Raw genomic sequence first — 23,694 nt, forward strand, 5'->3', positions numbered from 1 at the left:
GGGGCTGAACCCTCAGTTCGGGCTGGTCGGCTGCCGGGTCAGGTCCACGGCCGGCAGCGACGGGAGCTTACCGAGGAGGGCCGACTCGTGGCGAAGGAGTTTCAGCTCCTGCGCGAGGCGGGCCGCGGTGTCCGGCGCCTCCAGCAGTCGCTGCTTGGCGGGCACGTCCAGCACGGCCGCCGCGGCGACGAGGTACGACAGCACCGACGGATCGGCCGGCAGGTCCTGCCCGCTCGACAGCGTCCGCTCGTTCGCCCAGGCCAGCCGCTTCTGATAGGTACGGAAGGCGCGCACCACACCCGAGGCCAGCGCGCCCGCGCCCGCCCCCGGCTCCTCTTCCAGCTCCTCCAGCTCGGCCGTCAGATACGGCCCTGAGGCGTCCACCGACAGCAGCCGGAAGCGGGTGGTGCCGGTCGCCAGCACCTCGTAGCCGGTGTCCTCGGCGGAGGACTTCTCCCTGATGGTGGCCGCGTCCGCGACGCAGCCGACGGTGTGGAACGCCTGCACCGGGTCGTCGCCGAAGCCCGCGGCGGGCCCCTGGGCGGTCGGCGCGGTGGCGTCCGGCATGCCCTGCGCGGTGGGCGCGACCTCCCGGCCGTCGCGGATGGCGACCACCGCGAAGCGGCGGTCGTCGTCGGACGCCGCGCTCAGATCGCGCATCATCGCCCGGTACCGCGCCTCGAAGACGTTCAGCGGGAGCACGAGTCCCGGGAACAGCACCGAGTTCAACGGGAAGAGGGGGAGGCGCAGGGAGGTCACAGCCCGCAAGCCTAGACGCTGCGCTGGGCTGGGTCCCACGTGGTTGGGTTTCCCGCCGCTGGGGTTGCTCGCCGTTGCGCTTTGCGGCGCGCCGCACGTTGGATTCCGTCCCGCCGTGGGTGTTGCTCGCCGTGGCGCCTGCGGCGGGCCGGGTTGTTGTCGGGTGCGGTGCCGGCCCTCCGGACTTCGTCCTGCGGTCCGTCCCCTCCCGTGGGGGGAAAGGTGGAGGCCGGTGGGGGTGAGCGTTGTTACTGACGCTCGCCCCCACCGGCCTTTTTCCTCTCCACTACGGGAGGGGCCGCGCCGCAGGACGAAGTCCGGAGGAGCGGCACCGCACCCGACCACCCACGCCCGCCGCAGGCGACACGGCGAGCAACAAGTACGGCGCCGCAGCCGACAACGTGGGAATCACTGCCGCCGCAACAGGCGGGAGGCGCCCGCTGCCACCGTTGTGGCCAGGACCCAGCCCGCCAGGATGAGGACCGCCGCCACCCACTGCGCGGTGCCGCCCGGTTTCCAGGCGGTGTCCTGGTTGAGGTCGATGACCGGGAGCAGCAGGTCCAGGGAGTAGAGGTACGGGTTCCAGGGGGGTGCCTCGCCCGCCTTGAGGGGTGGGGGCGGGGACGCGGAGAAGTAGAGGGTGCCGATCGCCCAGAGGATCGCCATCCACACCGCGGCCCGTCCGGGGCGGTAGCCGTACGCCACCGTCCAGTCCTGGAGGAAGCCCCACGCCTTCGCCGCGAGCGGCAGGGTCTCGCGGCGCCGCCGCTGCTTGGCCAGCAGCACCTCGCGGGCGTCGGAGTCCTCACCGCTGGCGCGCAGCGAGGTGGCCAGCATCTCGTACGGCTCGGGGGCGTACTCGGGGGTCGCCGCGGCCACCCACTGCAGCCGCTGGGCGAGCGGGAAGTGGCCGCGCGGGATCAGCGTCTCGTACGCGAAGCCGGCCATCCACAGACCGCCGAGCCCGGGCCAGCTGGCCGACTTGTCGACGAGGTTGACGACCCGGGCGCCGGAGAGGATCACCCGGCCGCGCTGCGGCCGCTCGCCGAGGAACCGCAGCTCGGGCGTCTGTATCCGGCGCAGCGACAGCTCCTGGTCGGACTCCATCACGAAGCGCGCGTGCTCCAGGTCGACGGCGTCGCCGAACCGCCCGTCGTCCAGCCGCATCCCGCCCTCGCACTCGAAGCGCTGCATCCGGGTGCCGAGCGGGGGCGTGGTGGAGATGCCGTACGGGGGAGTGACGGTGCTGGAGAAGGGGGAGTTCGCCAGGCCCGCGGCGGTGAGGTAGAGGGTGCGCTCGACGGTCAGCTGCGGGGCGTTCAGTGCCCGGCGGCCGAAGGGGTTGCTCAGGTGGCTGCCGCGCAGGCTCAGCGACACGCCGACGGTGGCACCGCGCAGCGACAGCTCGCCGTACGACTCCAGCATCTCGGCCTGGAGGTCCTGGGCGACGGTCAGCCCGTCCGCCATGAGGGACCGGCCCTGCCGGTCCTTGTGCACCACCGTCTGATTGAGCATCAGGTCGGTGCCGATGTGCGCGTCGGTGAGCCGGATGCCGGACTGCACCACGCAGCGCGGCAGATGGAGATCGCCCTCGGTGTGCAGGCGGGCCGCCTCCAGCCGCGGCAGCGCGCAGTTCACCATCCGCAGCGTGGTGAACCGGCTCTCCGGAAGCACCACCTCCGCCTCGAAGCGGCAGTCCCGCAGTTCCACGAATGGCTTGATCGTGCCGCCCGCCACGTCCAGCGTGTCCGTGATGTACGCGCCGATCAGCTTGAGCGCCGACACCCGGCCCGGCTGCGCCGGGGGCCCGTCGAGCAGCAGCAGCGCCACCACCCGCGCCCGCACCCGCCGCTCGGGGCCCCACAGGTGCTGCCCGTGCGGATCGTCGCGGCCGGGGGCGCCGGTGTGCAGGTCGCAGGTGCTGCCGTTGCGGAACGCCTGCCACATGCTCCATTCCGCCGAGGTCAGTCGCAGGTCGGCGGGCGCGTCGCCGTCCCTGAGCTCCGTCACGTGTGTCCCCCTTGCCGTCGCTCGGTGTGCCGCGGTGCGTGTCGCAACCTGTTCGGACGCACCTCGCGCGTGGTCTGCGCGCGAGCCGTGCGCGTCCCCGCAGGTCTCCCCGTACGCCGCTACGTGGCCCTTGCCCGCCCCGTGACTGCTTGAACACGCGTGGTCAGGGTCAACTCCGGTCAACTTCGCGGGCGCCGGTGACGGACTGTCCGCACCGTGCGTCGCTGTGTATCACTGAGTGATACGGCCGCTCGGCGCCGGGAGCGGGTCTGAGACACTGGGGACGTGATCTCCCGAATCGATCTGCGCGGTGACGCCCTCCCCGAGGGTGGCGCCCTGCGTGACCTGCTGCCCCGTGCCGAGTTCGACGTGGAAGCCGCCCTGGAGAAGGTGCGGCCCATCTGCGAGGACGTACGCCATCGCGGCACCGCGGCGCTGATCGACTGCGCGCGACGGTTCGACGGCGTCGAGATCGAGCGGGTGCGGGTGCCCGCGGAGGCCCTGCGCGGCGCCCTCGACGCGCTGGACCCGGCGGTGCGCGCCGCCCTGGAGGAGTCCATCCGGCGCGCCCGGATCGTCCACCGCGAGCAGCGCCGCACGGACGTCACCACCAAGGTCGTCCCCGGCGGCACGGTCACCGAGCGCTGGGTCCCGGTCGAGCGGGTGGGGCTCTACGTCCCCGGTGGCCGCTCGGTCTACCCCTCGTCCGTCGTCATGAACGTCGTCCCCGCCCAGGAGGCCGGCGTCGCGTCGCTCGCCGTCACCTCCCCGCCGCAGAAGGACTTCGGCGGCCTGCCGCACCCCACGATCCTGGCGACCTGCGCCCTGCTGGGCGTGGACGAGGTCTACGCCGCCGGCGGCGCCCAGGCCATCGCGATGTTCGCGTACGGCACCGACGAGTGCCTGCCCGCCAACCTCGTCACCGGCCCCGGCAACATCTACGTCGCCGCCGCCAAGCGCCTGCTCAAGGGCCGGATCGGCATCGACTCCGAGGCCGGGCCCACCGAGATCGCGATCCTCGCCGACGACACCGCCGACCCGGTGCACCTCGCCGCGGACCTGATCAGCCAGGCCGAGCACGACCCGATGGCCGCCGCGGTCCTGGTCACCGACTCCGTCGAGCTGGCCGAGAAGACCGAGAAGGAGCTGGAGCCGCAGATCGCGGCCACCCGGCACGTCGACGACCGGATCGTCCCGGCGCTCTCCGGCCGGCAGTCGGCCGTCGTCCTCGTCGACGGCATCGACGAGGGCCTGCGCGTCGTGGACGCGTACGGCGCCGAGCACCTGGAGATCCAGACCGCCGACGCCCCGGCCGTCGCCGCCCGGGTGCGCAACGCCGGTGCGGTCTTCGTCGGCCCGTACGCCCCGGTCTCGCTGGGCGACTACTGCGCGGGGTCCAACCACGTGCTGCCCACCGGGGGCTGTGCCTGCCACTCCTCCGGCCTGTCCGTGCAGTCCTTCCTGCGCGGCATCCACGTCGTGGACTACACCCGCGACGCGCTGGCCGAGGTCGCCCACCACGTGGTGACCCTCGCCGAGGCCGAGGACCTCCCGGCGCACGGCGCGGCGATCAAGGCACGGTTCGACTGGAAGGTTCCCGGCAGCAAGTGACCGGCATCGACGATCTCCCCATCCGGGACGAGCTGCGCGGCAAGTCCCCGTACGGCGCCCCGCAACTCGACGTGCCCGTGCGCCTGAACACCAACGAGAACCCCTACCCGCTGCCCGAGCCGCTGGTCCGGCGGATCGGCGAGCGGGTCACCGAGGCGGCCCGCGAGCTCAACCGCTACCCCGACCGGGACGCGGTCGAGCTGCGCACCGAGCTGGCCCGCTACCTCAGCCGCACCGGCGGCCACACGGTCACCAAGGAGCAGGTCTGGGCGGCCAACGGCTCCAACGAGGTCATCCAGCAGCTGCTGCAGACCTTCGGCGGACCGGACCGCACCGCCCTCGGCTTCGAGCCGTCGTACTCGATGCACGGGCTGATCTCGCGCGGTACGGGCACCGGCTGGATCTCCGGCCCGCGCGCCGACGACTTCACCCTCGACGTCGAGGCGGCGAAGGCGGCCATCGCCGCGCACCGCCCCGATGTGCTCTTCATCTGCTCGCCCAACAACCCCACCGGCACCGCCGTCGAGGCGGACACGGTGCTCGCCCTGTACGAGGCCGCGCAGGCCGCCGCGCCCGGCCCCGCCGGGGCGCTGGTGGTGCTCGACGAGGCGTACGGCGAGTTCAGCCACCGCCCCTCGCTGCTGCCGCTGATCGAGGGCCGCCCCAACCTGGTGGTCTCCCGGACGATGTCCAAGGCGTTCGGCGCCGCCGGGCTGCGGCTGGGCTATCTCGCCGCCGACCCCGCCGTGGTCGACGCCGTCCAGCTCGTCCGGCTGCCGTACCACCTCTCGTCCGTCACCCAGGCCACCGCGCTGGCCGCGCTGGAGCACACCGATACCCTGCTGAAGTACGTCGAGCAGCTCAAGACCGAGCGGGACCGCCTGGTCACCGAGTTGCGGACGATCGGCTGCGAGGTCACCCCCTCCGACGCCAACTTCGTGCAGTTCGGCCGCTTCGAGGACTCCCACGCCGCCTGGCAGGCGATCCTCGACCAGGGCGTGCTGGTCCGTGACAACGGCGTACCGGGCTGGCTGCGGGTCACCGCCGGCACCCCGGCCGAGAACGACGCGTTCCTCGACGCGGTTCGTGCAGTACTGAAGGAGAGCAAGCGATGACCCGCGTAGGACGCGTGGAGCGCACCACGAAGGAAACGTCCGTGCTCGTCGAGATCGATCTCGACGGCCGGGGCGAGGTGGAGGTATCGACCGGAGTCGGCTTCTACGACCACATGCTCGACCAGCTCGGCCGGCACGGCCTGTTCGACCTCAAGGTCAAGACCGACGGCGACCTGCACATCGACACCCACCACACCATCGAGGACACCGCCCTCGCGCTGGGTGCCGCCTTCAAGCAGGCGCTCGGCGACAAGACCGGCATCTACCGCTTCGGCAACTGCACCGTCCCGCTGGACGAGTCGCTCGCCCAGGTGACCGTCGACCTCTCCGGCCGCCCCTACCTGGTGCACACCGAGCCGGAGAACATGGCGCCGATGATCGGCACCTACGACACGACGATGACCCGGCACATCTTCGAGTCCTTCGTCGCGCAGGCCCAGATAGCGCTGCACATCCACGTCCCGTACGGGCGCAACGCCCACCACATCGTGGAGTGCCAGTTCAAGGCGCTGGCCCGGGCGCTGCGCTACGCCAGCGAGCGCGACCCCCGCGCGGCCGGCATCATCCCCTCCACGAAGGGCGCGCTGTGAACGGCCTGTCGACCGTCTTCATCCTGCTCGGCCTCTTCCTCCTCGGCGGCGTCTACTCCTTCTGGAAGCAGCAGCTGCCCAAGAGCCTGATCGTGCTGCTGTCCGTCGGCTCGGCGATGTGCCTGGCCGCCGGCGTGCTGCGGCTGGAGGTCTGGAGTTGACCACCGCACCCCGTAAGAAGGTCGTCGTCCTCGACTACGGCTTCGGCAACGTCCGGTCCGCCGAGCGCGCCCTGGCGCACGTCGGCGCCGAGGTGGAGATCACCCGGGACTACGACCGGGCGATGGCCGCCGAGGGCCTGCTGGTCCCCGGCGTCGGGGCCTTCGCCGCCTGCATGCGCGGCCTGAAGGAGGCCCGCGGCGACTGGATCATCGGCCGCCGGCTGGCCGGCGGACGCCCGGTCATGGGCATCTGCGTCGGCATGCAGATCCTCTTCGGCCGGGGCATCGAGCACGGCGTGGAGACCGAGGGCCTCGACGAGTGGCCCGGCACGGTCGGCCCGCTCAAGGCGGACGTCGTTCCGCACATGGGCTGGAACACCGTCGACGCCGCCGAGGGCTCCGCGCTCTTCGCCGGTCTGCCCGCCGACGCCCGCTACTACTTCGTGCACTCCTACGCGGTGCACGACTGGGAGCTGGAGACCTCCAACCCGCACATGGCCGCGCCGAAGGTCACCTGGGCCACCCACGGCCGGCCGTTCGTGGCCGCGGTCGAGAACGGCCCGCTGTGGGCCACCCAGTTCCACCCCGAGAAGTCCGGCGACGCCGGCGCCCAGCTCCTGACCAACTGGATCAACACCCTGTGAGCCCCCTGATGCCGAAGCTCGAACTCCTCCCCGCCGTCGACGTCCGCGACGGCCAGGCCGTCCGCCTCGTCCACGGCGAGTCCGGCTCCGAGACCTCCTACGGCGACCCGCTGGAGGCGGCCCTCGCCTGGCAGCGGGCCGGCGCCGAATGGCTGCACCTCGTGGACCTCGACGCCGCCTTCGGCACCGGCGACAACCGCGCGCAGATCGCCGAGGTCGCCCGGTCCATGGACATCAAGGTGGAGCTGTCCGGCGGCATCCGCGACGACGACACCCTCGCCGCCGCACTCGCCACCGGCTGCCGCCGCGTGAACCTCGGCACCGCCGCGCTGGAGACCCCCGAGTGGGTCGCCAAGGTCATCGCCGAGCACGGCGACCAGATCGCGGTCGGCCTGGACGTGCGCGGTACGACGCTGCGCGGCCGCGGCTGGACCCGCGACGGCGGCGACCTCTACGAGACGCTGGCCCGCCTGGACTCCGAGGGCTGCGCCCGCTACGTCGTCACCGACATCAACAAGGACGGCACCCTCCAGGGCCCCAACCTGGAGCTGCTCAGGAACGTCTGCGCCGCCACCGACCGCCCGGTCGTCGCCTCCGGCGGTGTCTCCTCGCTCGACGACCTGCGGGCGCTGGCCACGCTGGTGCCGGAGGGCGTCGAGGGCGCGATCGTCGGCAAGGCGCTCTACGCCAAGGCGTTCACGCTGGAAGAGGCGCTGGAGGCCGTCTCCTCATGAGCGTCGGCGTACGGCGCGTCACCTCCGCGGAGCCGGGGGCCGAGGACCCCTGGGCGGACGCCTTCGGCCGCTCCCGGGCGGTGGAACTCCCCAACGGCCTGGTGCTGGTCTCCGGCTGCTGCTCCGTCATCGACGGACAGGTCGCCGACGGGGGCCCGTACGAGCAGGCGGTCACCGCCTTCGGCGTCGCGCTGGCGGTGCTGAAGGAGGCCGGCCTCGGCCGTGACGACGTCGTGCGCACCCGGATGTACCTGACCCATGCGCGGGACGTCGACGAGGTCGGGCGTGCCCACAAGGAACTGTTCGACGCCGTCCGCCCCGCCGCATCCATGATCATCGTCTCCGGCTTCGTGGACCCGCGCCTGGTCGTCGAGGTAGAGGTCGAGGCGTACAGAAAGGCCCCCCAGCCATGACACTGGCCGTACGAGTCATCCCCTGCCTGGACGTCGACAACGGCCGGGTCGTCAAGGGCGTCAACTTCCAGAACCTGCGGGACGCGGGCGACCCCGTCGAGATGGCGAAGGTCTACGGGGACGAGGGCGCCGACGAGCTGACGTTCCTCGACATCACCGCTTCCTCCGGCAACCGCGAGACCACCTACGACGTGGTGCGCCGCACCGCCGAACAGGTCTTCATCCCGCTCACCGTCGGCGGCGGCGTGCGCACCCCCGAGGACGTCGACAAGCTGCTGCGGGCCGGCGCCGACAAGGTCGGCGTCAACACCGCGGCGATCGCCCGCCCCGAGGTGATCCGCGAGATCGCCGAGCGGTTCGGCAGCCAGGTCCTGGTCCTCTCCGTCGACGCCCGCCGCACCGACGCCGGGACCCCGTCCGGGTACGAGGTCACCACCCACGGCGGCCGCCGCGGCACCGGCATCGACGCCGTCGAATGGGCCCACCGCGCCGCCGAGCTGGGCGCCGGCGAGATCCTGCTGAACTCCATGGACGCCGACGGCACCAAGGACGGCTACGACGTCGAGATGATCGAGGCGGTGCGCAAGCACGTCACCGTCCCGGTGATCGCCTCCGGCGGCGCCGGCAGGCTCGCCGACTTCGCCCCGGCGGTCGCCGCGGGCGCCGACGCGGTGCTGGCCGCCTCCGTCTTCCACTTCGGCGACCTGCGGATCTCCGAGGTCAAGGGCGCCCTGCGGGAGGCGGGGCACCCGGTCCGCTGACCGCGGCGCCCCGCCCGCCCCGCCGGGCCGTTCAGCGGCCCCTGCGGGCCGCCCGGACGAACTCCCGGTTCATCTTCGTGATGCTGAACAGCGGGATGCCCTTGGGGCAGGCGGTGGCGCACTCACCGGCGAGGGTGCAGCCGCCGAAGCCCTCCTCGTCCATCTGCGCCACCATGCCGAGCACCCGGCTCTCGCGCTCGGGGGCGCCCTGCGGCAGCACGTTGAGGTGGTTGACCTTGGCGGAGGTGAAGAGCATCGCCGCGCCGTTGGGGCAGGCCGCCACGCACGCCCCGCAGCCGATGCACTCGGCGTGCTCGAAGGCGGAGTCCGCGTCCGGCTTGGGTACGGGGGTGGCGTGGGCGTCCGGTGCGGCGCCCGTCGGGGCGGTGATGTAGCCGCCGGCCTGGATGATCCGGTCGAAGGCGGAGCGGTCGACGACCAGGTCCTTGACGACGGGGAAGGCCGCGGCCCGCCAGGGCTCGACGTCGATGGTGTCGCCGTCCTCGAAGGACCGCATGTGCAGCTGGCAGGTGGTGGTCCGCTCGGGGCCGTGCGCCTCGCCGTTGATGACCAGCGAGCAGGCTCCGCAGATCCCCTCCCGGCAGTCGTGGTCGAAGGCGACCGGGTCCTCGCCCTTGAGGATCAGCTCCTCGTTGAGGGTGTCGAGCATCTCCAGGAAGGACATGTCGGAGGAGACGCCGTCCACCTCGTACGTGGACATGGCGCCTTCGGCGCCGGCGTTCTGCTGGCGCCAGACGCGCAGGGTGAGCCTCATGCGTAGCTCCGCTGGGTGGGGTGGACGTACTCGAAGACCAGGTCTTCCTTGTGCAGGACGGGGGAGGCGCCGGTGCCGGTGAACTCCCAGGCGGCGGCGTAGGAGAACTCCTCGTCCCGGCGGGCCGCCTCGCCGTCCGGCGTCTGCGACTCCTCGCGGAAGTGGCCTCCGCAGGACTCCTCGCGGTGCAGCGCGTCGAGGCACATCAGCTCGGCCAGCTCCAGGTAGTCGATGACGCGGTTGGCCTTCTCCAGGGACTGGTTGAACTCCGCGCCGGTGCCGGGCACCTTGATGCGGCGCCAGAACTCCTCCCGGATCTGCGGGATGCGGTCGAGCGCCTTGCGCAGGCCCGCGTCGGTGCGGGCCATTCCGCAGAACTCCCACATCAGCATGCCGAGTTCGCGGTGGAAGGAGTCCGGGGTGCGGTCCCCGTCGACGGCGAGGAGCAGGTTCAGCCGGTCCTCGGTCTCGGCCAGCACCTCCTGGACGGCGGGGTGTCCGGCGGTGACCTCGTCCGTGTGCGGGTGCCGCGCCAGGTAGTCGTTGATCGTCGACGGCAGCACGAAGTAGCCGTCGGCCAGGCCCTGCATCAGGGCGGAGGCGCCGAGGCGGTTGGCGCCGTGGTCGGAGAAGTTGGCCTCGCCGATCGCGAACAGGCCGGGGACGGTGGTCTGGAGGTCGTAGTCGACCCACAGCCCGCCCATCGTGTAGTGCACGGCCGGATAGATCCGCATCGGCACCTCGTACGGATCCTCGTCGGTGATCCGCTGGTACATGTCGAAGAGGTTGCCGTACCTGTCCTCGACGGCCTTGCGGCCCAGCCGCGCGATGGCGTCGGCGAAGTCCAGGTACACGCCCTGCCCGCCGGGGCCGACCCCGCGGCCCTCGTCGCAGACGTTCTTGGCGGCGCGGGAGGCGATGTCGCGCGGGACCAGGTTGCCGAAGGAGGGGTAGCCGCGCTCCAGGTAGTAGTCGCGCTCGTCCTCGGGGATCTCGTTCGCCGGCCGGTCGTCGCCCTTCGCCTTCGGCACCCAGATCCGGCCGTCGTTGCGCAGCGACTCGCTCATCAGCGTCAGCTTCGACTGGTGGTCGCCGGTGCGCGGGATGCAGGTGGGGTGGATCTGGGTGAAGCAGGGGTTGGCGAACCAGGCGCCGCGGCGGTGCGCCCGCCAGATCGCGGTGGCGTTGGAGTTCATGGCGTTCGTCGACAGGTAGAAGACGTTGCCGTAGCCGCCGGAGGCGAGGACGACGGCGTCCGCGAAGTACGTGTCGATCTTCCCGGTGATCAGGTCGCGGGCGACGATGCCGCGGGCCCGCCCGTCGACGACCACCAGGTCCAGCATCTCGGTGCGCGGATGCATCTCGACGTTCCCGGCGGCGATCTGCCGGGACAGCGCCTGATAGGCGCCGAGCAGCAGCTGCTGGCCCGTCTGGCCGCGGGCGTAGAAGGTGCGGGAGACCTGGACGCCGCCGAAGGAGCGGGTGTCGAGCAGGCCGCCGTACTCGCGGGCGAACGGCACGCCCTGGGCGACGCACTGGTCGATGATCTCGACGGAGATCTGCGCCAGCCGGTGGACGTTGGACTCCCGGGCGCGGAAGTCGCCGCCCTTGACGGTGTCGTAGAACAGCCGGTGGATCGAGTCGCCGTCGTTGCGGTAGTTCTTCGCGGCGTTGATGCCGCCCTGCGCGGCGATCGAGTGGGCGCGGCGCGGCGAGTCCTGGTAGCAGAACTGGACGACGTGGTAGCCCTGTTCGGCGAGCGTGGCGCCGGCCGCGCCGCCCGCGAGGCCGGTGCCGACGACGATGACGGTGTGCTTGCGGCGGTTGGCCGGGTTGACCAGCTTCGCCTCGAAGCGGCGGGTGTCCCAGCGCTCGCTGACCGGCCCGGCCGGTGCCTTGGTGTCGGCGACCGGCGCACCGGTCGGGTACTCGGCGTACGCAGAGTATGCGGTCATCTCAGCTCACCACTCCGGTCATGACGGCGACGGGTACGGAGACGAAGCCCACCGTCAGCACCAGCGCGAGGGCGTTGGCGGTGGTCTTCAGGAGGCGGTCACGGCTGCGGCTGCCGACCCCGAGCGACTGCGCGGCGCTCCAGAAGCCGTGCCGGACGTGCAGGCCCAGCGCCACCATCGCGACGATGTAGATCACGTTGCCGTACCAGGTGGAGAAGGTGTCCGCCACGTTCTGGTACGGGTGGCCCTCCTGGAAGCCGCCCGGGTGCACGGTGCCGGTCGTCAGGTCGAGGAGGTGCCACACGACGAACAGGCCCAGGATGATCCCGCCCCAGCGCATGGTGCGCGTCGCGTAGCTCGCCCTCGGCTTCCGGTGCACGTACTTGCCGGGCCGCGCCCCGATGCCACGGCGGCTGAGCTGGTACGCGGAGACGGCATGCGCGACGACGGCGACGATCAACACCACACGGACCAGCCACAGCGTCCACCCGTAGTGCATGAAGGGCTCGCCCACGGTGCGCAGCCAGTGCGCGTAGTGGTTGAACTCGGCCGCCCCGAAGAAGATCTTCAGGTTGCCGATCATGTGGACGACCAGGTAGAGCAGCATGATCAGGCCGCTCACGGCCATCACCGTCTTCTTGCCGACGGACGAGCCCCAGAGCGTGGCTGCGAGGGACGGCCGTCGGTCCGTCCGTGTGTCCAGTGCCATGGGTCCCGACGGTAAGGAGACCACCCGCCATCAGTCCAAGACATGGTCCGGCTCATCTCCATAGGCTCCGCCTATCGATGCCGTACAGTCCCCCCATGCAGCTGCAGCAGCTCCGCTACTTCACCGCCGTCGCCGACACCCGCCACTTCACCCGCGCCGCCGAGCGCGAACACGTCGCCCAGCCCTCCCTCAGCCAGCAGATCCGTTCCCTGGAGCGGGAGTTGGGCGCCGAGCTGTTCCACCGCGCACGCGGCCACATCACCCTCACCGACGCCGGCGAGACGCTGCTGCCGTTCGCCCGGCGGATCCTCGCCGACACCGAGACCGCCCGCCGGGAGGTCCAGGAGGTCGCCCAGCTGCGCCGCGGCCGGCTCCGGCTCGGCGCCCCGCCCAGCCTCTGCGCCAGCCTCGTCCCCGACGTCCTGAGCGCCTTCCACGCCACCTACCCGGGCGTCGACCTGCTCGTCACCGAGGACGGCTCGCAGGACCTCGTCCGCGCACTTGCCGACGGCGAACTCGACCTCGCCCTGATCATCACCCCCCTCCCGGTCCAGGCCCCCGCGCTGGCCACCTCCGACCTGCTGCGCGAGGAACTGGTCGTGGTCTCCGCCCCGGACCGCCCCGCCCCGGTCGGCGGCCGCCGCACCCGCATCCGGGTCGCGGACCTCCGCGACCGCCCGCTCGCCATGTTCCGCCGCGGCTACGACCTGCGGGAATTCACCACCGCGGCGTGCCGCGCGGCCGGCTTCGAGCCCACCTTCACCGTCGAGGGCGGCGAGATGGACGCCGTCCTCGGCTTCGTACGCGCCGGACTCGGCATCGCCGTCGTCCCCAGCATGGTCGCCGAGCGCTCCGGGCTGCGCGTCACCCGTTTCGCCACCCCCGGCATGCACCGCGTGATCTCCGTCGCCCACCGGGGCGACGTCTCCCCGCCCCGCGCCGCCCGCGAACTGGAGCGCATCCTCAAGGAGCACCTGGAGCCGGGCACGTCCTGACGCCCGGTCGGCCCCGCGTGGTGCCGTGGCGAGGGGTCCCGGCCGGTCGTAGGCTGGCGGCATGTCGACCCATGCCAAGCGCGAACGGCTGCTGCTCGCCGACCTGTTGGAGAGCGCGGGCCCCGACGCGCCGACCCTGTGCGGGGACTGGACCACACGGGACCTGGCCGCCCATGTGGTGGTCCGCGAGCGGCGCGCCGACGCGGCCGGCGGAATCCTCGTCAAGCCGCTGGCGGCCCGCCTGGAACGGGTGCAGGCCGAATTCGCGGCCCGGCCGTACGAGGAGCTGCTCCGGCTCATCAGGACCGGCCCGCCGCGGCTCTCACCGTTCGCCCTGAAACCGATCGACGAGGCGTCCAACACCGTCGAGTTCTACGTGCACGCCGAGGACGTCCGCCGGGCGCAGCCGGACTGGGCCCCGCGCGAGCCGGACCCGGTCTTCGCCGACGCGCTGTGGTCGCGGATCGAGCGGATGGCCCGGGTGCTCGGCCGCAAGTCCCCGGTCGGCCTGGTGCTGCGCCGCCCGGACGGCCGTACGGCGGTCGCGCACCGCGGCACCCCGGTGGTCACCGTCGTCGGGGAGCCGGGCGAGCTGACCCTGTTCGCCTTCGGCCGGCAGGACGCCGCCCACGTGGAGCTGGACGGCGACAAGGACGCCGTCGCGCGGCTGATGACGGCGAAACTCGGCGTCTGAGCCCGACCCGCTCCGCACGACAGCCCCTAGCGCCCCACGACCACCACCGCCAGGACCACGCCCACCACCACCGCCGCCACGAACACCGCAGCCAGCACCCGCGCCGCCACCCGCGCGGCGCGGTCCGGTTCCGGCGGCGGTGGCACGGGCGGCGGCTGCTGAGGATGCATGTCTGCAGGATGCCGCACGGCACAATGGACCCATGACCAGCAGCCGCCCCACCGCCGCCAGCTCCCTGGATCCCGCCGTCGCCGCCCGCCTCAAGCGCGACGCCGACGGCCTGGTCCCCGCCATCGCCCAGCAGTACGACACCGGCGAAGTGCTGATGATGGGCTGGATGGACGACGAGGCGCTGCACCGCACCCTGACCACCGGCCGCTGCACGTACTGGAGCCGCAGCCGCCAGGAGTACTGGGTCAAGGGCGACACCTCGGGACACTTCCAGTACGTCAAGTCGGTCGCGCTGGACTGCGACGCCGACACCGTCCTGGTCAAGGTCGACCAGGTCGGCGCCGCCTGCCACACCGGCGCCCGCACCTGCTTCGACGCGGACGTCCTGGCGACCGAGGACCACCGGGGACAGTAGGCTCCGCTGCCATGACCACGGGAACCACCGGCACCGCCACTCCGGACCTCGACACCTTCCGCACCCTCGCCAAGGACCGGCGGGTCATCCCCGTCACCCGCCGCCTGCTCGCGGACGGCGACACACCGGTCGGGCTGTACCGCAAACTCGCCGGCTCCGCGTCCGCGGGCGGGTCCGGCAGCGAAGACGGAACGCAGTGGAGCGGACGCCCCGGCACCTTCCTGCTGGAGTCCGCCGAGAACGGCCGCACGTGGTCGCGCTACTCCTTCATCGGCGTCCGCAGCGCCGCCACCCTCACCACCCGCGACGGGCAGGCCCACTGGCTGGGCACCCCGCCGGTCGGCGTGCCCACCGACGGCGACCCGCTCGCCGCGCTGCGCGCCACCGTCGAGGCGCTGCACACCCCCCGCGACCTCATCGAGGGGGCCGGGCTGCCGCCGTTCACCGGCGGCATGGTCGGCTACCTCGGCTACGACATCGTGCGCCGCCTGGAGAAGGTCGGCGAGCAGACCACCGACGACCTCGGGCTGCCCGAGCTGACCATGCTGCTCACCTCCGACCTCGCGGTCCTCGACCACTGGAGCGGCACGGTCCTGCTGATCGCCAACGCGATCAACCACAACGACCTCGACACCGGCATCGACGAGGCGTACGCGGACGCGGTGGCCCGCCTCGACGCCATGGCCGACGACCTCGCCCGGCCCGCGCCGCCCAGCGCCGCCGCCCTCCCGCCGTCCGAGGTCCCCGCGTACACCGCCGAGTGGGGCGGCGCCGCCTTCCGGGAGGCCGTCGAGGACATCAAGGAGCGCATCCGGGCCGGCGAGGCGTTCCAGGTCGTGCCCTCCCAGCGCTTCGAAACCCCCTGCACGGCAAGCGCGTTGGACGTCTACCGCGTGCTGCGGGCCACCAACCCCAGCCCGTACATGTACCTCTTCCGCTTCGCGGGCGACGAGGCCACCGGCCGGGCGCCCTTCGACGTGGTGGGCTCCAGCCCCGAGGCACTGGTGAAGGTCGAGGGCGGCCGCGCCATGGTGCACCCCATCGCCGGTACCCGCCCGCGCGGCGCGACGGTCCAGGAGGACCAGGCTCTCGCCGACGAGCTGATGGCCGACCCCAAGGAGCGCGCCGAGCACCTGATGCTGGTCGACCTGGGCCGCAACGACCTGGGCCGGGTCTGCGAGCCGGGCAGCGTCGAGGTCGTCGACTTCATGTCCGTCGAGCGCTACAGCCACGTGATGCACATCGTCTCCACCGTCACCGGCCGGGTGGCGGCGGACCGCACCGCCTTCGACGTGCTCACCGCCTGCTTCCCCGCCGGCACCCTCTCCGGCGCCCCCAAGCCCCGCGCCCTGCAGATCATCGAGGAACTGGAGCCGACCCGGCGCGGCCTGTACGGCGGCTGCGTGGGCTACCTCGACTTCGCCGGCGACTCCGACACCGCCATCGCCATCCGCACCGCCCTGCTGCGCGACGGCACCGCCTACGTCCAGGCCGGCGCCGGAATCGTCGCCGACTCCGACCCGATGGCCGAGGACACCGAATGCCGCAACAAGGCCGCGGCGGTGCTGCGGGCGGTGCACACGGCCAACCGTCTGGGCCAGTAGCCCTCGGGGTGGTGACCGGGCGGGACCACCAACGGCTCCTGCCCCGGTCCGCCCCGTCGCGGGGTGCACCCCCCGCGCTCCGGTCCCCGTGGGCCGGTGCGCGATAGTGGTACGCGTGAGTGCCGCACCCCAGACCCGTACCGACCCCGAGCCCTCGGACGAGAGCGAGCTCCCGGACGGCGCCGCGTCCCCGCCCGGGGACGCCGCCGAGACCGCGCCGGCCGGGCCCGCGCGCGGCGCGGACCGCGGCGCGCGCCGCAGCCTGGCCCTGGCCCTGCTGGCCGGCGCGGCCGGCGCGGGCCTCGCGCTGCTGGCCTCCGGCCGCATCTGGGCCCGCGGCTCCGCCCAGCTCGCCCAGGGCGAACTGCCGCGCAGCGTGACCGGCGCCGACGTGACCGGTGTGCCCGGCGCCCTGGCCGTGGTCGGCCTGGCCGCGCTGGTCGCCGTCTTCGCGGTGCGCCGGGCCGGCCGGACCGGCGTCGCGGTCCTCCTCACGCTCAGCGGCGCCGGGATCGTGGCCGCCGCACTGGTGGGCAACGCCGACACCTCCGCGCTGCGCGAGAAGGCCGCCACCGCGGTCGGACTGGCCGGCGCCGATGTGCATCACGTCACGCACACCGGCTGGCCGTGGGTGGCCGCCGCCGGCGGCCTGCTGCTGCTGATCGCCGGGCTGCTGGCACTGTTCCGCGGACGCCACTGGCCTGCGATGTCGGGCCGCTACGAGCGCACGCCCGGCGGCGCCCGCGGCCCGCGGCGCACCCCGCCGGCGCCCGATCTGGACCGCCCCGAGGAGATCTGGAAGTCCCTGGACCGCGGCGAGGACCCCACCCGGTAAAAGAGCCGCGCGCGGCATCGGTGACAATGGACGCCGAGGATCACCGCGCGCCCGACCCGACGCGCGAGAGCTACGAGGAGCACACATGTCGAGCAGTGGCCACGGACACACCCCCGCCGCCTGGACCGGCGTCATCATCTCGTTCATCGGCTTCTGTGTGGCCGGCGCCTTCATCGTGCTGGACAACGTGCCCGGCTTCTGGGCCGGCATCGTGCTGATCGGCCTCGGCGCCGTGGCGGGCGGCCTGATGCGCGCGGCCGGCCTGGGCCAGGAGCCCAAGCGCTCGGCGGCGAAGCCCGCGGCCCAGGCGCAGCCCCAGGAAGGCTGAGCCGCCGCTCCCGCGGCACCGCTCCCGGCTGCCGCTCCTGACCGACCCCGAAGGCGCCGCTTCCCGGCCCGTACGCACCCCCGGGTGCCGTACCCGCCGTCCGTGCCCACCCCGTACGGAGGCCGAGAAGCCGCGCCTTCGCGCGTACCCCCGTACGGCCGCCCCGGCAGGCGCCCGCGGCCGGACCGCGGCACACTCGCCACGTGAGCGATCCCGTGGCGCAGGCCCGGCCGGACACCCGGCCCAGGGGCGGCCCGGCGCGCCGTCTCGCGCCACCCCTGGGCGCCCTCGCCGCGACCGCCGCCGCCTTCGCCTACGTCGGCGCCGTCGACCCGAACCGGCCCGGCCACTACCCCGTCTGTCCCCTGCTGCACCTGACCGGGCTCTACTGCCCGGCCTGCGGGGGCCTGCGCAGCGCGCACGCCGTCGCGCACGGTGACCTCACCGCCGCGCTGGGCGCCAATGCGCTCGCGGTGGCCGGCTACGCCGCCTGCGCGGTCCTCTGGGTGCTCTGGCTGGGCCGGGCCGCCCGCGGCCGCCCCACGGCGGGCCCCCGGCCGCGCGCCGTCCACTGGTGGACGCTGGCCGCGCTGCTGCTGGCCTTCACGGTCGTCCGCAACCTCCCCTTCGGCAGCGGCCTGGCACCGTGACCGGCACCCGGGTCCGCCGCCCGGGCCCGCCCGGAAGTGTCCAGGTCGTGGGACCGCGGTCCACCGGATGCGAGACCTGCGTGCCATGGCGGATACCATCAGAGAGCCGGACGGGACAGCTCGTCCCCCGGGGCACTGTCCACCTCAACCGCTCCAGAAGGAGGCCGCTCGCGTGAGTGTGCTCGACGAGATCATCGACGGGGTCCGCGCCGACCTCGCTGAGCGGCAGGCGCGCGTCACCCTCGACGAGCTCAAGGAGCGGGCCCAGAAGGCACGCCCCGCGATGGACGGTGTCGCGGCACTCAAGGGCGAGAGCGTCACGGTGATCTGCGAGGTGAAGCGCTCCAGCCCCTCCAAGGGCGCGCTCGCCGCGATCGCCGACCCCGCCGGTCTGGCCGCCGACTACGAGGCGGGCGGCGCCGCGGTCATCTCCGTCCTCACCGAGCAGCGCAAGTTCGGCGGCTCGCTGGCCGATCTGGAGGCCGTCCGGGCCCGGGTCGACATCCCCCTGCTGCGCAAGGACTTCATCGTCACCGCCTACCAGCTGTGGGAGGCCCGCGCCTACGGTGCCGACCTCGCGCTGCTGATCGTCTCCGCGCTGGAGCAGGAGGCCCTGGTCTCGCTGATCGAGCGGGCCGAGTCGATCGGGCTGACGCCGCTGGTCGAGGTGCACGACGAGGAAGAGGTCGCCCGCGCGGTGGACGCCGGGGCGAAGATCATCGGCGTCAACGCCCGCAACCTCAAGACCCTGGAGGTCGACCGCGGCAACTTCGCCCGGATCGCCCCCGAGATCCCCGACCACATCGTCAAGATCGCCGAGTCCGGTGTCCGCGGACCGCACGACCTGATCGCGTACGCCAACGACGGCGCGGACGCGGTGCTGGTCGGCGAGTCGCTGGTCACCGGCAAGGACCCCAGGACCGCGGTCGCCGACCTGGTCGCCGCGGGCTCCCACCCGGCGATCCGCCACGGCCGGGCCTGAGGGCGAGGACCGGCACTCCGCCATGACCGCCAGCGCCTCCCGCCTCCGCCGCCCCGCCCCGGGCCACCGCCCCGGGCCGGCCGGCGCGCTCGCCGCGGCCGCCGGCGACGGACGGCACGCGGCGCTCGGCCGCGGCTGCCGGCCGCGCGGCTGCCGGGCACCCGCGCGGCGGGTCCGCGGACGGCGGGTCCGCTATCACATCGGCTCGGAGCCGGGACAGATCAACGGGCGCCGATGGCGCACGGCTGCCGCACGCTGACCGGGGACCGGACGTCCCCGGCACCCGCGTGCGCGGCAGTCATCCCCGTAGCGTGATGTCCGGAACCCGAACCGACGGGGCGATTCGCCCCGATCGAGGAGTGCGTCAGATGTCCTCCGATTTCTTCCTTCCCGACCCCGAGGGCCGGGTCCCCACCCCCGAGGGCTACTTCGGTGCCTTCGGCGGCAAGTTCATCCCCGAGGCGCTGGTCGCGGCGGTCGACGAGGTCGCCGCCGAGTACGAGAAGGCCAAGGCGGACCCCGCCTTCGCGGCCGAACTCGACGACCTGCTGGTCAACTACACCGGGCGCCCCAGCGCGCTCACCGAGGTGCCGCGGTTCGCCGAACACGCGGGCGGGGCCCGGGTGTTCCTCAAGCGCGAGGACCTCAACCACACCGGCTCGCACAAGATCAACAACGTGCTGGGCCAGGCGCTGCTCACCAAGCGGATGGGCAAGACCCGGGTCATCGCCGAGACCGGCGCCGGCCAGCACGGCGTCGCCACCGCCACCGCCTGCGCCCTCTTCGGCCTCGAATGCACCGTCTACATGGGCGAGATCGACACCCAGCGGCAGGCCCTCAACGTCGCCCGGATGCGGATGCTCGGCGCCGAGGTCATCGCCGTGAAGTCCGGCAGCCGCACCCTCAAGGACGCCATCAACGAGGCGTTCCGCGACTGGGTCGCCAACGTCGACCGCACCCACTACCTCTTCGGCACGGTCGCCGGCCCGCACCCCTTCCCGGCCCTGGTCCGCGACTTCCACCGCGTCATCGGCGTCGAGGCCCGCCGCCAGATCCTGGAGCGCGCCGGACGGCTGCCGGACGCCGCACTCGCCTGCGTCGGCGGCGGTTCCAACGCCATCGGCCTGTTCCACGCCTTCCTCCCCGACACCGACGTCCGCCTGATCGGCTGCGAGCCCGGCGGTCACGGCGTCGAGACCGGCGAACACGCCGCCACCCTCACCGAGGGCACCCCCGGCATCCTGCACGGCTCGCGCAGTTACGTCCTCCAGGACGAGGACGGCCAGATCACCGAGCCGTACTCGATCTCGGCCGGCCTGGACTACCCCGGCATCGGACCCGAGCACGCCTACCTCAAGGACGTCGGCCGCGCCGAGTACCGCGCGGTCACCGACGACGCGGCGATGCAGGCGCTGCGGCTGCTGTCGCAGACCGAGGGCATCATCCCGGCGATCGAGAGCGCCCACGCGCTGGCCGGCGCCCTGGAGGTCGGCCGCGAGCTGGGCCCCGACGGCCTGCTGCTGATCAACCTCTCCGGGCGCGGCGACAAGGACATGGACACCGCCGCCCGCTACTTCGGGCTGTACGACGACAAGGGCGGGGCGGACGTCAACGGCGCGGTCCAGCCGACCGGTGAGGGGGAGAAGTGATGGCGGGCAACATCGAACTGCTCAATTCCGTACTGGCCCAGGCCAAGGCGGAGAACCGGGCCGCACTCGTCGGCTACCTCCCGGCCGGCTTCCCGACCGTCGACGGCGGCATCCGGGCGATGACCGAGATGCTGGACGGCGGCTGCGACATCGTCGAGGTCGGCCTGCCGCACAGCGACCCGGTCCTGGACGGGCCGGTCATCCAGACCGCCGACGACATCGCGCTGCGCGGCGGCGTGAAGATCGTCGACGTGATCCGCACGGTCCGCGAGGTGCACGCCGCCACCGGTGCGCCGGTGCTGTGCATGACGTACTGGAACCCCGTCGACGCGTACGGCGTCGAGCGGTTCGCCGCCGACCTGGCCGAGGCCGGCGGCGCCGGCTGCATCCTGCCCGACCTCCCGGTCGAGGAGTCCGAGGTGTGGCGCAAGGCCGCCGAGCAGCACGGGCTGGCCACCGTCTTCGTGGTCGCGCCCAGCAGCCGGGACGAGCGGCTCGCCAAGATCACCGCGGCCGGCAGCGGCTTCGTCTACGCCGCTTCCCTGATGGGCGTCACCGGCACCCGCGAATCGGTCGGCCGCGAGGCCCAGGACCTGGTGGCCCGTACCCGCGCCACCACCGAGCTGCCGGTCTGCGTCGGCCTCGGCGTCTCCACCCCCGCCCAGGCCGCCGAGGTGGCCGCCTTCGCGGACGGGGTGATCGTCGGGTCGGCGTTCGTCAAGCGGCTGCTGGTCGCCGGCGACGACCTGACGGCCGGCCTCGCCGGGCTGCGCACCCTCGCGGGTGAGCTGGCCGAGGGCGTACGCAACCGTTCATAGGGTTACGGACCGGGCCGGCGTCCACGGCGGCCCGGACCCTGTCGCTCGATAGGGCGAACATCGGTGCGGAGGGGTGCGACGGCACCCCTCCGCTTCGTTGTGCAGGGGCGTGAGCCAGAAGAATCATGAGGGTAAGAGAACCGCCCGCGAGCGGCTTCAGGAGCAGCGCGAGAAGGAGAAGGCGCGCTCCCGGCGCCGCCGCCAGGCGGTCGTCGCCGGGTCGGTGGTCGCCGCGCTGGCGGTCGCCGGCGGCATCGCCGTCTGGGCCTCCTCCGCCGGCGGCGGCCCGAGCAGTTCCGACAACGAGACCGCCCGCCCGAAGCAGGCCGGCGGCGGCGCCAAGCCGTTCGTCACGGTGGGCGCGCCCGACGCCCCGTCCACCCTCACGGTGTGGGAGGACTTCCGCTGCCCCGCCTGCCAGCAGTTCGAGACCGGCTTCCGCCCGGTGGTCCACGAACTGGAGGACTCCGGCAAGCTCAAGACCGAGTACCACCTCGTGACGATCATCGACGGCAACTCCGGCGGCAAGGGGTCGCTCACCGCCGCGAACGCCGCCCTGTGCGCCCAGGACGCCGGCCGGTTCCGCGACTTCCACGACGTCCTCTACGCCAACCAGCCGCCCGAGCCGCAGGACAAGTTCGCCGACCCCCAGTACGTCCTCCAACTGGCCGGCAAGGTCAAGGGCCTGGTGACCCCCGCCTTCACCACGTGCGTCAAGGACGGCACGTACAACGGCTTCGTCCGCAAGTCCGGTGACGCGTTCGCCAAGTCCGGCTACCGGGGCACCCCGACGGTCCTGCTCAACGGCCAGGACCTCGCCAAGGTGAAGGGCGGCCGGATGACGCCCGCGGACCTGAAGAAGATGGTCCTGGACACCGCCAAGGGCAAGCAGCCCGGCAAGAGCGCCTCCCCCGGGGCGACCGCCTCACCGGGCGGGGGCACGAGCGCCTCGCCGAAGCCCGGCGCGGCCCACCACGGCGCGGCCTCCCCGCAGGCCGGAACGGGGCACCACGGCGGCGCGTCCCCGCAGGCCGGGTCCGGTCACCACGGCGCGGCGTCGCCGCGGACGGGCGCGGGGCACCACGGCACCGCGGCGCCCGGGGCCGGTGCGTCCGTGCGGACCGGCGCCGCACCGGCGTCCTGACCACGCTGCGTCACAGCATGCGGACGGGGTCGTTACGCAGCCGTTGCCGGGCGGGTTGTCGCCGACCCCGCCCGGCGCGGTAGCGTCGTTCCTGCCATGGACCTCGCATTCATTCCCAGCCCGTCGGTTGGCGTCGTACATCTCGGCCCGATCCCGCTGCGCGGCTACGCGTTCTGCATCATCATCGGCGTCTTCGTCGGCGTCTGGCTCGGCAACAAGCGCTGGATCCAGCGCGGTGGCCGCTCCGGCACGGTCGCGGACATCGCCGTATGGGCCGTGCCCTTCGGGCTGGTCGGCGGCCGTCTCTACCACGTCATCACGACGTACGAACCGTACTTCGGCAAGAACGGCCACCCGCTCGACGCCTTCAAGGTGTGGGAGGGCGGCCTCGGCATCTGGGGCGCGGTCGCGCTCGGCGCGGTGGGCGCCTGGATCGGCTGCCGCCGCCGCGGCATCCCGATGCCGGCCTACGCCGACGCACTGGCACCGGGCCTGGCGCTCGGTCAGGCGATCGGCCGCTGGGGCAACTGGTTCAACCAGGAGCTGTACGGCAAGCCGACCGATGTCCCGTGGGCGCTGAAGATCAGCTCCGACCCGGCCATCGGCCGCGTCGGCGGCACCTACCACCCGACCTTCCTCTACGAGTGCCTGTGGTGCATCGGCGTCGCGGCGCTGGTGATCTGGGCCGACAAGCGCTTCCGGCTCGGCCACGGACGGGCCTTCGCGCTGTACGTCGCCGCCTACTGCGCCGGCCGCGCCTGGATCGAGTACATGCGGGTCGACGAGGCGCACCACATCCTGGGCCTGCGGCTGAACGTGTGGACCGCGCTGATCGTCTTCGTGCTGGCCGTCGTCTACTTCGTGGTCTCCGCCAAGCGGGCGCCCGGACGGGAAGAGGTCGTCGAGCCCGGCGCGCTGGAGGAGCGTGCGGCGGCCGAGGCCGCCGCCGCGGAGAGCGCCGGGAAGGACGGCGACGCCGCCACGGACGCCGACGCCCCCACGGACGCCGACGGCGCCGAGGCCCCGGCCAAGACACCCGCCGCGAAGTCCCCGGCGGAGAGCCCGGCCGGGGAAGCGGACGCGGCGGACGCCGACTCCAAGCCCGCCGGAAGCGGCAGCACCAAGAAGTCCTGAGACGGCCGACGGCCGCCACGAGCGCCGGGTGGACTCGA

General features: G+C 73.0%; 27 protein-coding genes. 21 read left to right on the forward strand and 6 right to left on the reverse strand.

The genetic code is table 11. The annotated features are described in order from the left end of the window. Positions 1-12: 12 nt before the first annotated feature. Both SL103_RS08995 and SL103_RS09000 read right to left on the reverse strand, forming a co-directional pair. On the reverse strand, positions 13-759 hold the full coding sequence (locus SL103_RS08995; RefSeq protein ID WP_069568208.1) for an LON peptidase substrate-binding domain-containing protein: 747 nt from the start codon (positions 757-759) through the stop codon (positions 13-15). A gap of 408 nt (positions 760-1,167) precedes the next feature. Next, the gene (locus SL103_RS09000) at positions 1,168-2,769 is read right to left on the reverse strand and encodes an oxidoreductase (protein ID WP_069568209.1); all 1,602 of its coding nucleotides are present in this window, start codon (positions 2,767-2,769) and stop codon (positions 1,168-1,170) included. Between the two features lie 285 nt (positions 2,770-3,054). Between SL103_RS09000 and hisD the strand changes: the two genes are divergently transcribed. From hisD to hisF, 8 genes are read left to right on the forward strand one after another with little or no spacing between them, the layout of a single operon-like run. Beyond that, positions 3,055-4,380, forward strand: coding sequence for a histidinol dehydrogenase (gene hisD / locus SL103_RS09005; protein ID WP_069568210.1), 1,326 nt, complete (start codon positions 3,055-3,057; stop codon positions 4,378-4,380). Continuing rightward, a complete protein-coding gene (locus SL103_RS09010; RefSeq protein ID WP_069568211.1) occupies positions 4,377-5,495 on the forward strand; it encodes a histidinol-phosphate transaminase in 1,119 nt (372 codons plus the stop codon). The genes hisD and SL103_RS09010 overlap by 4 nt, the downstream gene beginning before the upstream one ends. Further along, positions 5,492-6,085, forward strand: a complete 594-nt coding sequence (gene hisB / locus SL103_RS09015; RefSeq protein WP_069568212.1) for an imidazoleglycerol-phosphate dehydratase HisB — start codon at positions 5,492-5,494, stop codon at positions 6,083-6,085. The genes SL103_RS09010 and hisB overlap by 4 nt, the downstream gene beginning before the upstream one ends. After that, on the forward strand, positions 6,082-6,246 hold the full coding sequence (locus SL103_RS37710; RefSeq protein WP_164492775.1) for a hypothetical protein: 165 nt from the start codon (positions 6,082-6,084) through the stop codon (positions 6,244-6,246). Before hisB ends, SL103_RS37710 begins: the two co-directional genes overlap by 4 nt. Beyond that, positions 6,237-6,890 carry an imidazole glycerol phosphate synthase subunit HisH gene (hisH, locus tag SL103_RS09020; RefSeq protein ID WP_069573551.1) on the forward strand — a complete coding sequence of 218 codons (654 nt, stop codon included), beginning with the start codon at positions 6,237-6,239 and terminating at the stop codon, positions 6,888-6,890. Before SL103_RS37710 ends, hisH begins: the two co-directional genes overlap by 10 nt. An 8-nt stretch (positions 6,891-6,898) precedes the next feature. Next, positions 6,899-7,624 (forward strand): bifunctional 1-(5-phosphoribosyl)-5-((5-phosphoribosylamino)methylideneamino)imidazole-4-carboxamide isomerase/phosphoribosylanthranilate isomerase PriA, encoded by a 726-nt coding sequence (gene priA / locus SL103_RS09025; RefSeq protein WP_069573553.1) that lies wholly within the window; start codon positions 6,899-6,901, stop codon positions 7,622-7,624. Next, positions 7,621-8,037: a Rid family hydrolase gene (locus SL103_RS09030; RefSeq protein ID WP_069568213.1), complete on the forward strand. Its 417-nt coding sequence runs from the start codon at positions 7,621-7,623 to the stop codon at positions 8,035-8,037. Before priA ends, SL103_RS09030 begins: the two co-directional genes overlap by 4 nt. After that, positions 8,034-8,798 carry an imidazole glycerol phosphate synthase subunit HisF gene (gene hisF, locus SL103_RS09035; protein ID WP_069568214.1) on the forward strand — a complete coding sequence of 255 codons (765 nt, stop codon included), beginning with the start codon at positions 8,034-8,036 and terminating at the stop codon, positions 8,796-8,798. The genes SL103_RS09030 and hisF overlap by 4 nt, the downstream gene beginning before the upstream one ends. A gap of 31 nt (positions 8,799-8,829) precedes the next feature. Here the strand turns inward: hisF and SL103_RS09040 are convergent, their stop codons facing one another. The 3 genes from SL103_RS09040 to SL103_RS09050 are packed head-to-tail and all read right to left on the reverse strand — an operon-like array spanning position 8,830 to position 12,237. Further along, positions 8,830-9,573: a succinate dehydrogenase/fumarate reductase iron-sulfur subunit gene (locus tag SL103_RS09040; protein WP_069568215.1), complete on the reverse strand. Its 744-nt coding sequence runs from the start codon at positions 9,571-9,573 to the stop codon at positions 8,830-8,832. Further along, a complete protein-coding gene (locus SL103_RS09045) occupies positions 9,570-11,528 on the reverse strand; it encodes a fumarate reductase/succinate dehydrogenase flavoprotein subunit (RefSeq protein WP_069568216.1) in 1,959 nt (652 codons plus the stop codon). The genes SL103_RS09040 and SL103_RS09045 overlap by 4 nt, the downstream gene beginning before the upstream one ends. A 1-nt stretch (position 11,529) precedes the next feature. Then, a complete protein-coding gene (locus tag SL103_RS09050; protein WP_069568217.1) occupies positions 11,530-12,237 on the reverse strand; it encodes a succinate dehydrogenase in 708 nt (235 codons plus the stop codon). 95 nt (positions 12,238-12,332) lie between these two features. Between SL103_RS09050 and SL103_RS09055 the strand changes: the two genes are divergently transcribed. Beyond that, positions 12,333-13,232: a LysR family transcriptional regulator gene (locus tag SL103_RS09055; RefSeq protein ID WP_069568218.1), complete on the forward strand. Its 900-nt coding sequence runs from the start codon at positions 12,333-12,335 to the stop codon at positions 13,230-13,232. 61 nt (positions 13,233-13,293) lie between these two features. Next, the gene (locus SL103_RS09060) at positions 13,294-13,926 is read left to right on the forward strand and encodes a TIGR03085 family metal-binding protein (protein WP_069568219.1); all 633 of its coding nucleotides are present in this window, start codon (positions 13,294-13,296) and stop codon (positions 13,924-13,926) included. Positions 13,927-13,952: 26 nt separating this feature from the next. On the opposite strand, the gene SL103_RS37715 is transcribed toward SL103_RS09060, so the two are convergent. Next, positions 13,953-14,096, reverse strand: a complete 144-nt coding sequence (locus SL103_RS37715; RefSeq protein ID WP_164492776.1) for a hypothetical protein — start codon at positions 14,094-14,096, stop codon at positions 13,953-13,955. A 32-nt stretch (positions 14,097-14,128) separates the two neighbouring features. On the opposite strand from SL103_RS37715, the gene hisI reads away from it, so the two are divergent. The 11 genes from hisI to lgt all read left to right on the forward strand — a co-directional run bounded on the left by hisI (position 14,129) and on the right by lgt (position 23,656). Next, the gene (gene hisI, locus SL103_RS09065) at positions 14,129-14,512 is read left to right on the forward strand and encodes a phosphoribosyl-AMP cyclohydrolase (protein WP_069568220.1); all 384 of its coding nucleotides are present in this window, start codon (positions 14,129-14,131) and stop codon (positions 14,510-14,512) included. An 11-nt stretch (positions 14,513-14,523) separates the two neighbouring features. Continuing rightward, positions 14,524-16,116, forward strand: a complete 1,593-nt coding sequence (locus SL103_RS09070; protein WP_069568221.1) for an anthranilate synthase component I — start codon at positions 14,524-14,526, stop codon at positions 16,114-16,116. 115 nt (positions 16,117-16,231) lie between these two features. Further along, positions 16,232-16,951, forward strand: a complete 720-nt coding sequence (locus SL103_RS09075) for a TIGR02234 family membrane protein (protein WP_079145648.1) — start codon at positions 16,232-16,234, stop codon at positions 16,949-16,951. Between the two features lie 85 nt (positions 16,952-17,036). Beyond that, the gene (locus SL103_RS09080; RefSeq protein WP_069568222.1) at positions 17,037-17,279 is read left to right on the forward strand and encodes an HGxxPAAW family protein; all 243 of its coding nucleotides are present in this window, start codon (positions 17,037-17,039) and stop codon (positions 17,277-17,279) included. A gap of 203 nt (positions 17,280-17,482) precedes the next feature. Beyond that, a complete protein-coding gene (locus tag SL103_RS09085) occupies positions 17,483-17,929 on the forward strand; it encodes a DUF2752 domain-containing protein (protein ID WP_079145649.1) in 447 nt (148 codons plus the stop codon). A 172-nt stretch (positions 17,930-18,101) separates the two neighbouring features. Next, the gene (gene trpC, locus SL103_RS09090; RefSeq protein WP_069568224.1) at positions 18,102-18,911 is read left to right on the forward strand and encodes an indole-3-glycerol phosphate synthase TrpC; all 810 of its coding nucleotides are present in this window, start codon (positions 18,102-18,104) and stop codon (positions 18,909-18,911) included. Positions 18,912-18,933: 22 nt separating this feature from the next. Next, positions 18,934-19,170, forward strand: a complete 237-nt coding sequence (gene trpM / locus SL103_RS09095) for a tryptophan biosynthesis modulator TrpM (RefSeq protein ID WP_069568225.1) — start codon at positions 18,934-18,936, stop codon at positions 19,168-19,170. Between the two features lie 109 nt (positions 19,171-19,279). Continuing rightward, on the forward strand, positions 19,280-20,560 hold the full coding sequence (gene trpB / locus SL103_RS09100) for a tryptophan synthase subunit beta (RefSeq protein ID WP_069568226.1): 1,281 nt from the start codon (positions 19,280-19,282) through the stop codon (positions 20,558-20,560). Continuing rightward, on the forward strand, positions 20,560-21,378 hold the full coding sequence (trpA, locus tag SL103_RS09105) for a tryptophan synthase subunit alpha (RefSeq protein ID WP_069568227.1): 819 nt from the start codon (positions 20,560-20,562) through the stop codon (positions 21,376-21,378). The genes trpB and trpA overlap by 1 nt, the downstream gene beginning before the upstream one ends. Positions 21,379-21,487: 109 nt before the next feature. Beyond that, on the forward strand, positions 21,488-22,522 hold the full coding sequence (locus tag SL103_RS09110; RefSeq protein WP_079145650.1) for a DsbA family protein: 1,035 nt from the start codon (positions 21,488-21,490) through the stop codon (positions 22,520-22,522). A gap of 96 nt (positions 22,523-22,618) precedes the next feature. Next, positions 22,619-23,656 carry a prolipoprotein diacylglyceryl transferase gene (gene lgt, locus SL103_RS09115; RefSeq protein WP_069568228.1) on the forward strand — a complete coding sequence of 346 codons (1,038 nt, stop codon included), beginning with the start codon at positions 22,619-22,621 and terminating at the stop codon, positions 23,654-23,656. The last annotated feature ends 38 nt before the right edge of the window (positions 23,657-23,694 follow it).

It is taken from the genome of Streptomyces lydicus, assembly GCF_001729485.1.
Taxonomy (GTDB): domain Bacteria; phylum Actinomycetota; class Actinomycetes; order Streptomycetales; family Streptomycetaceae; genus Streptomyces; species Streptomyces lydicus_D.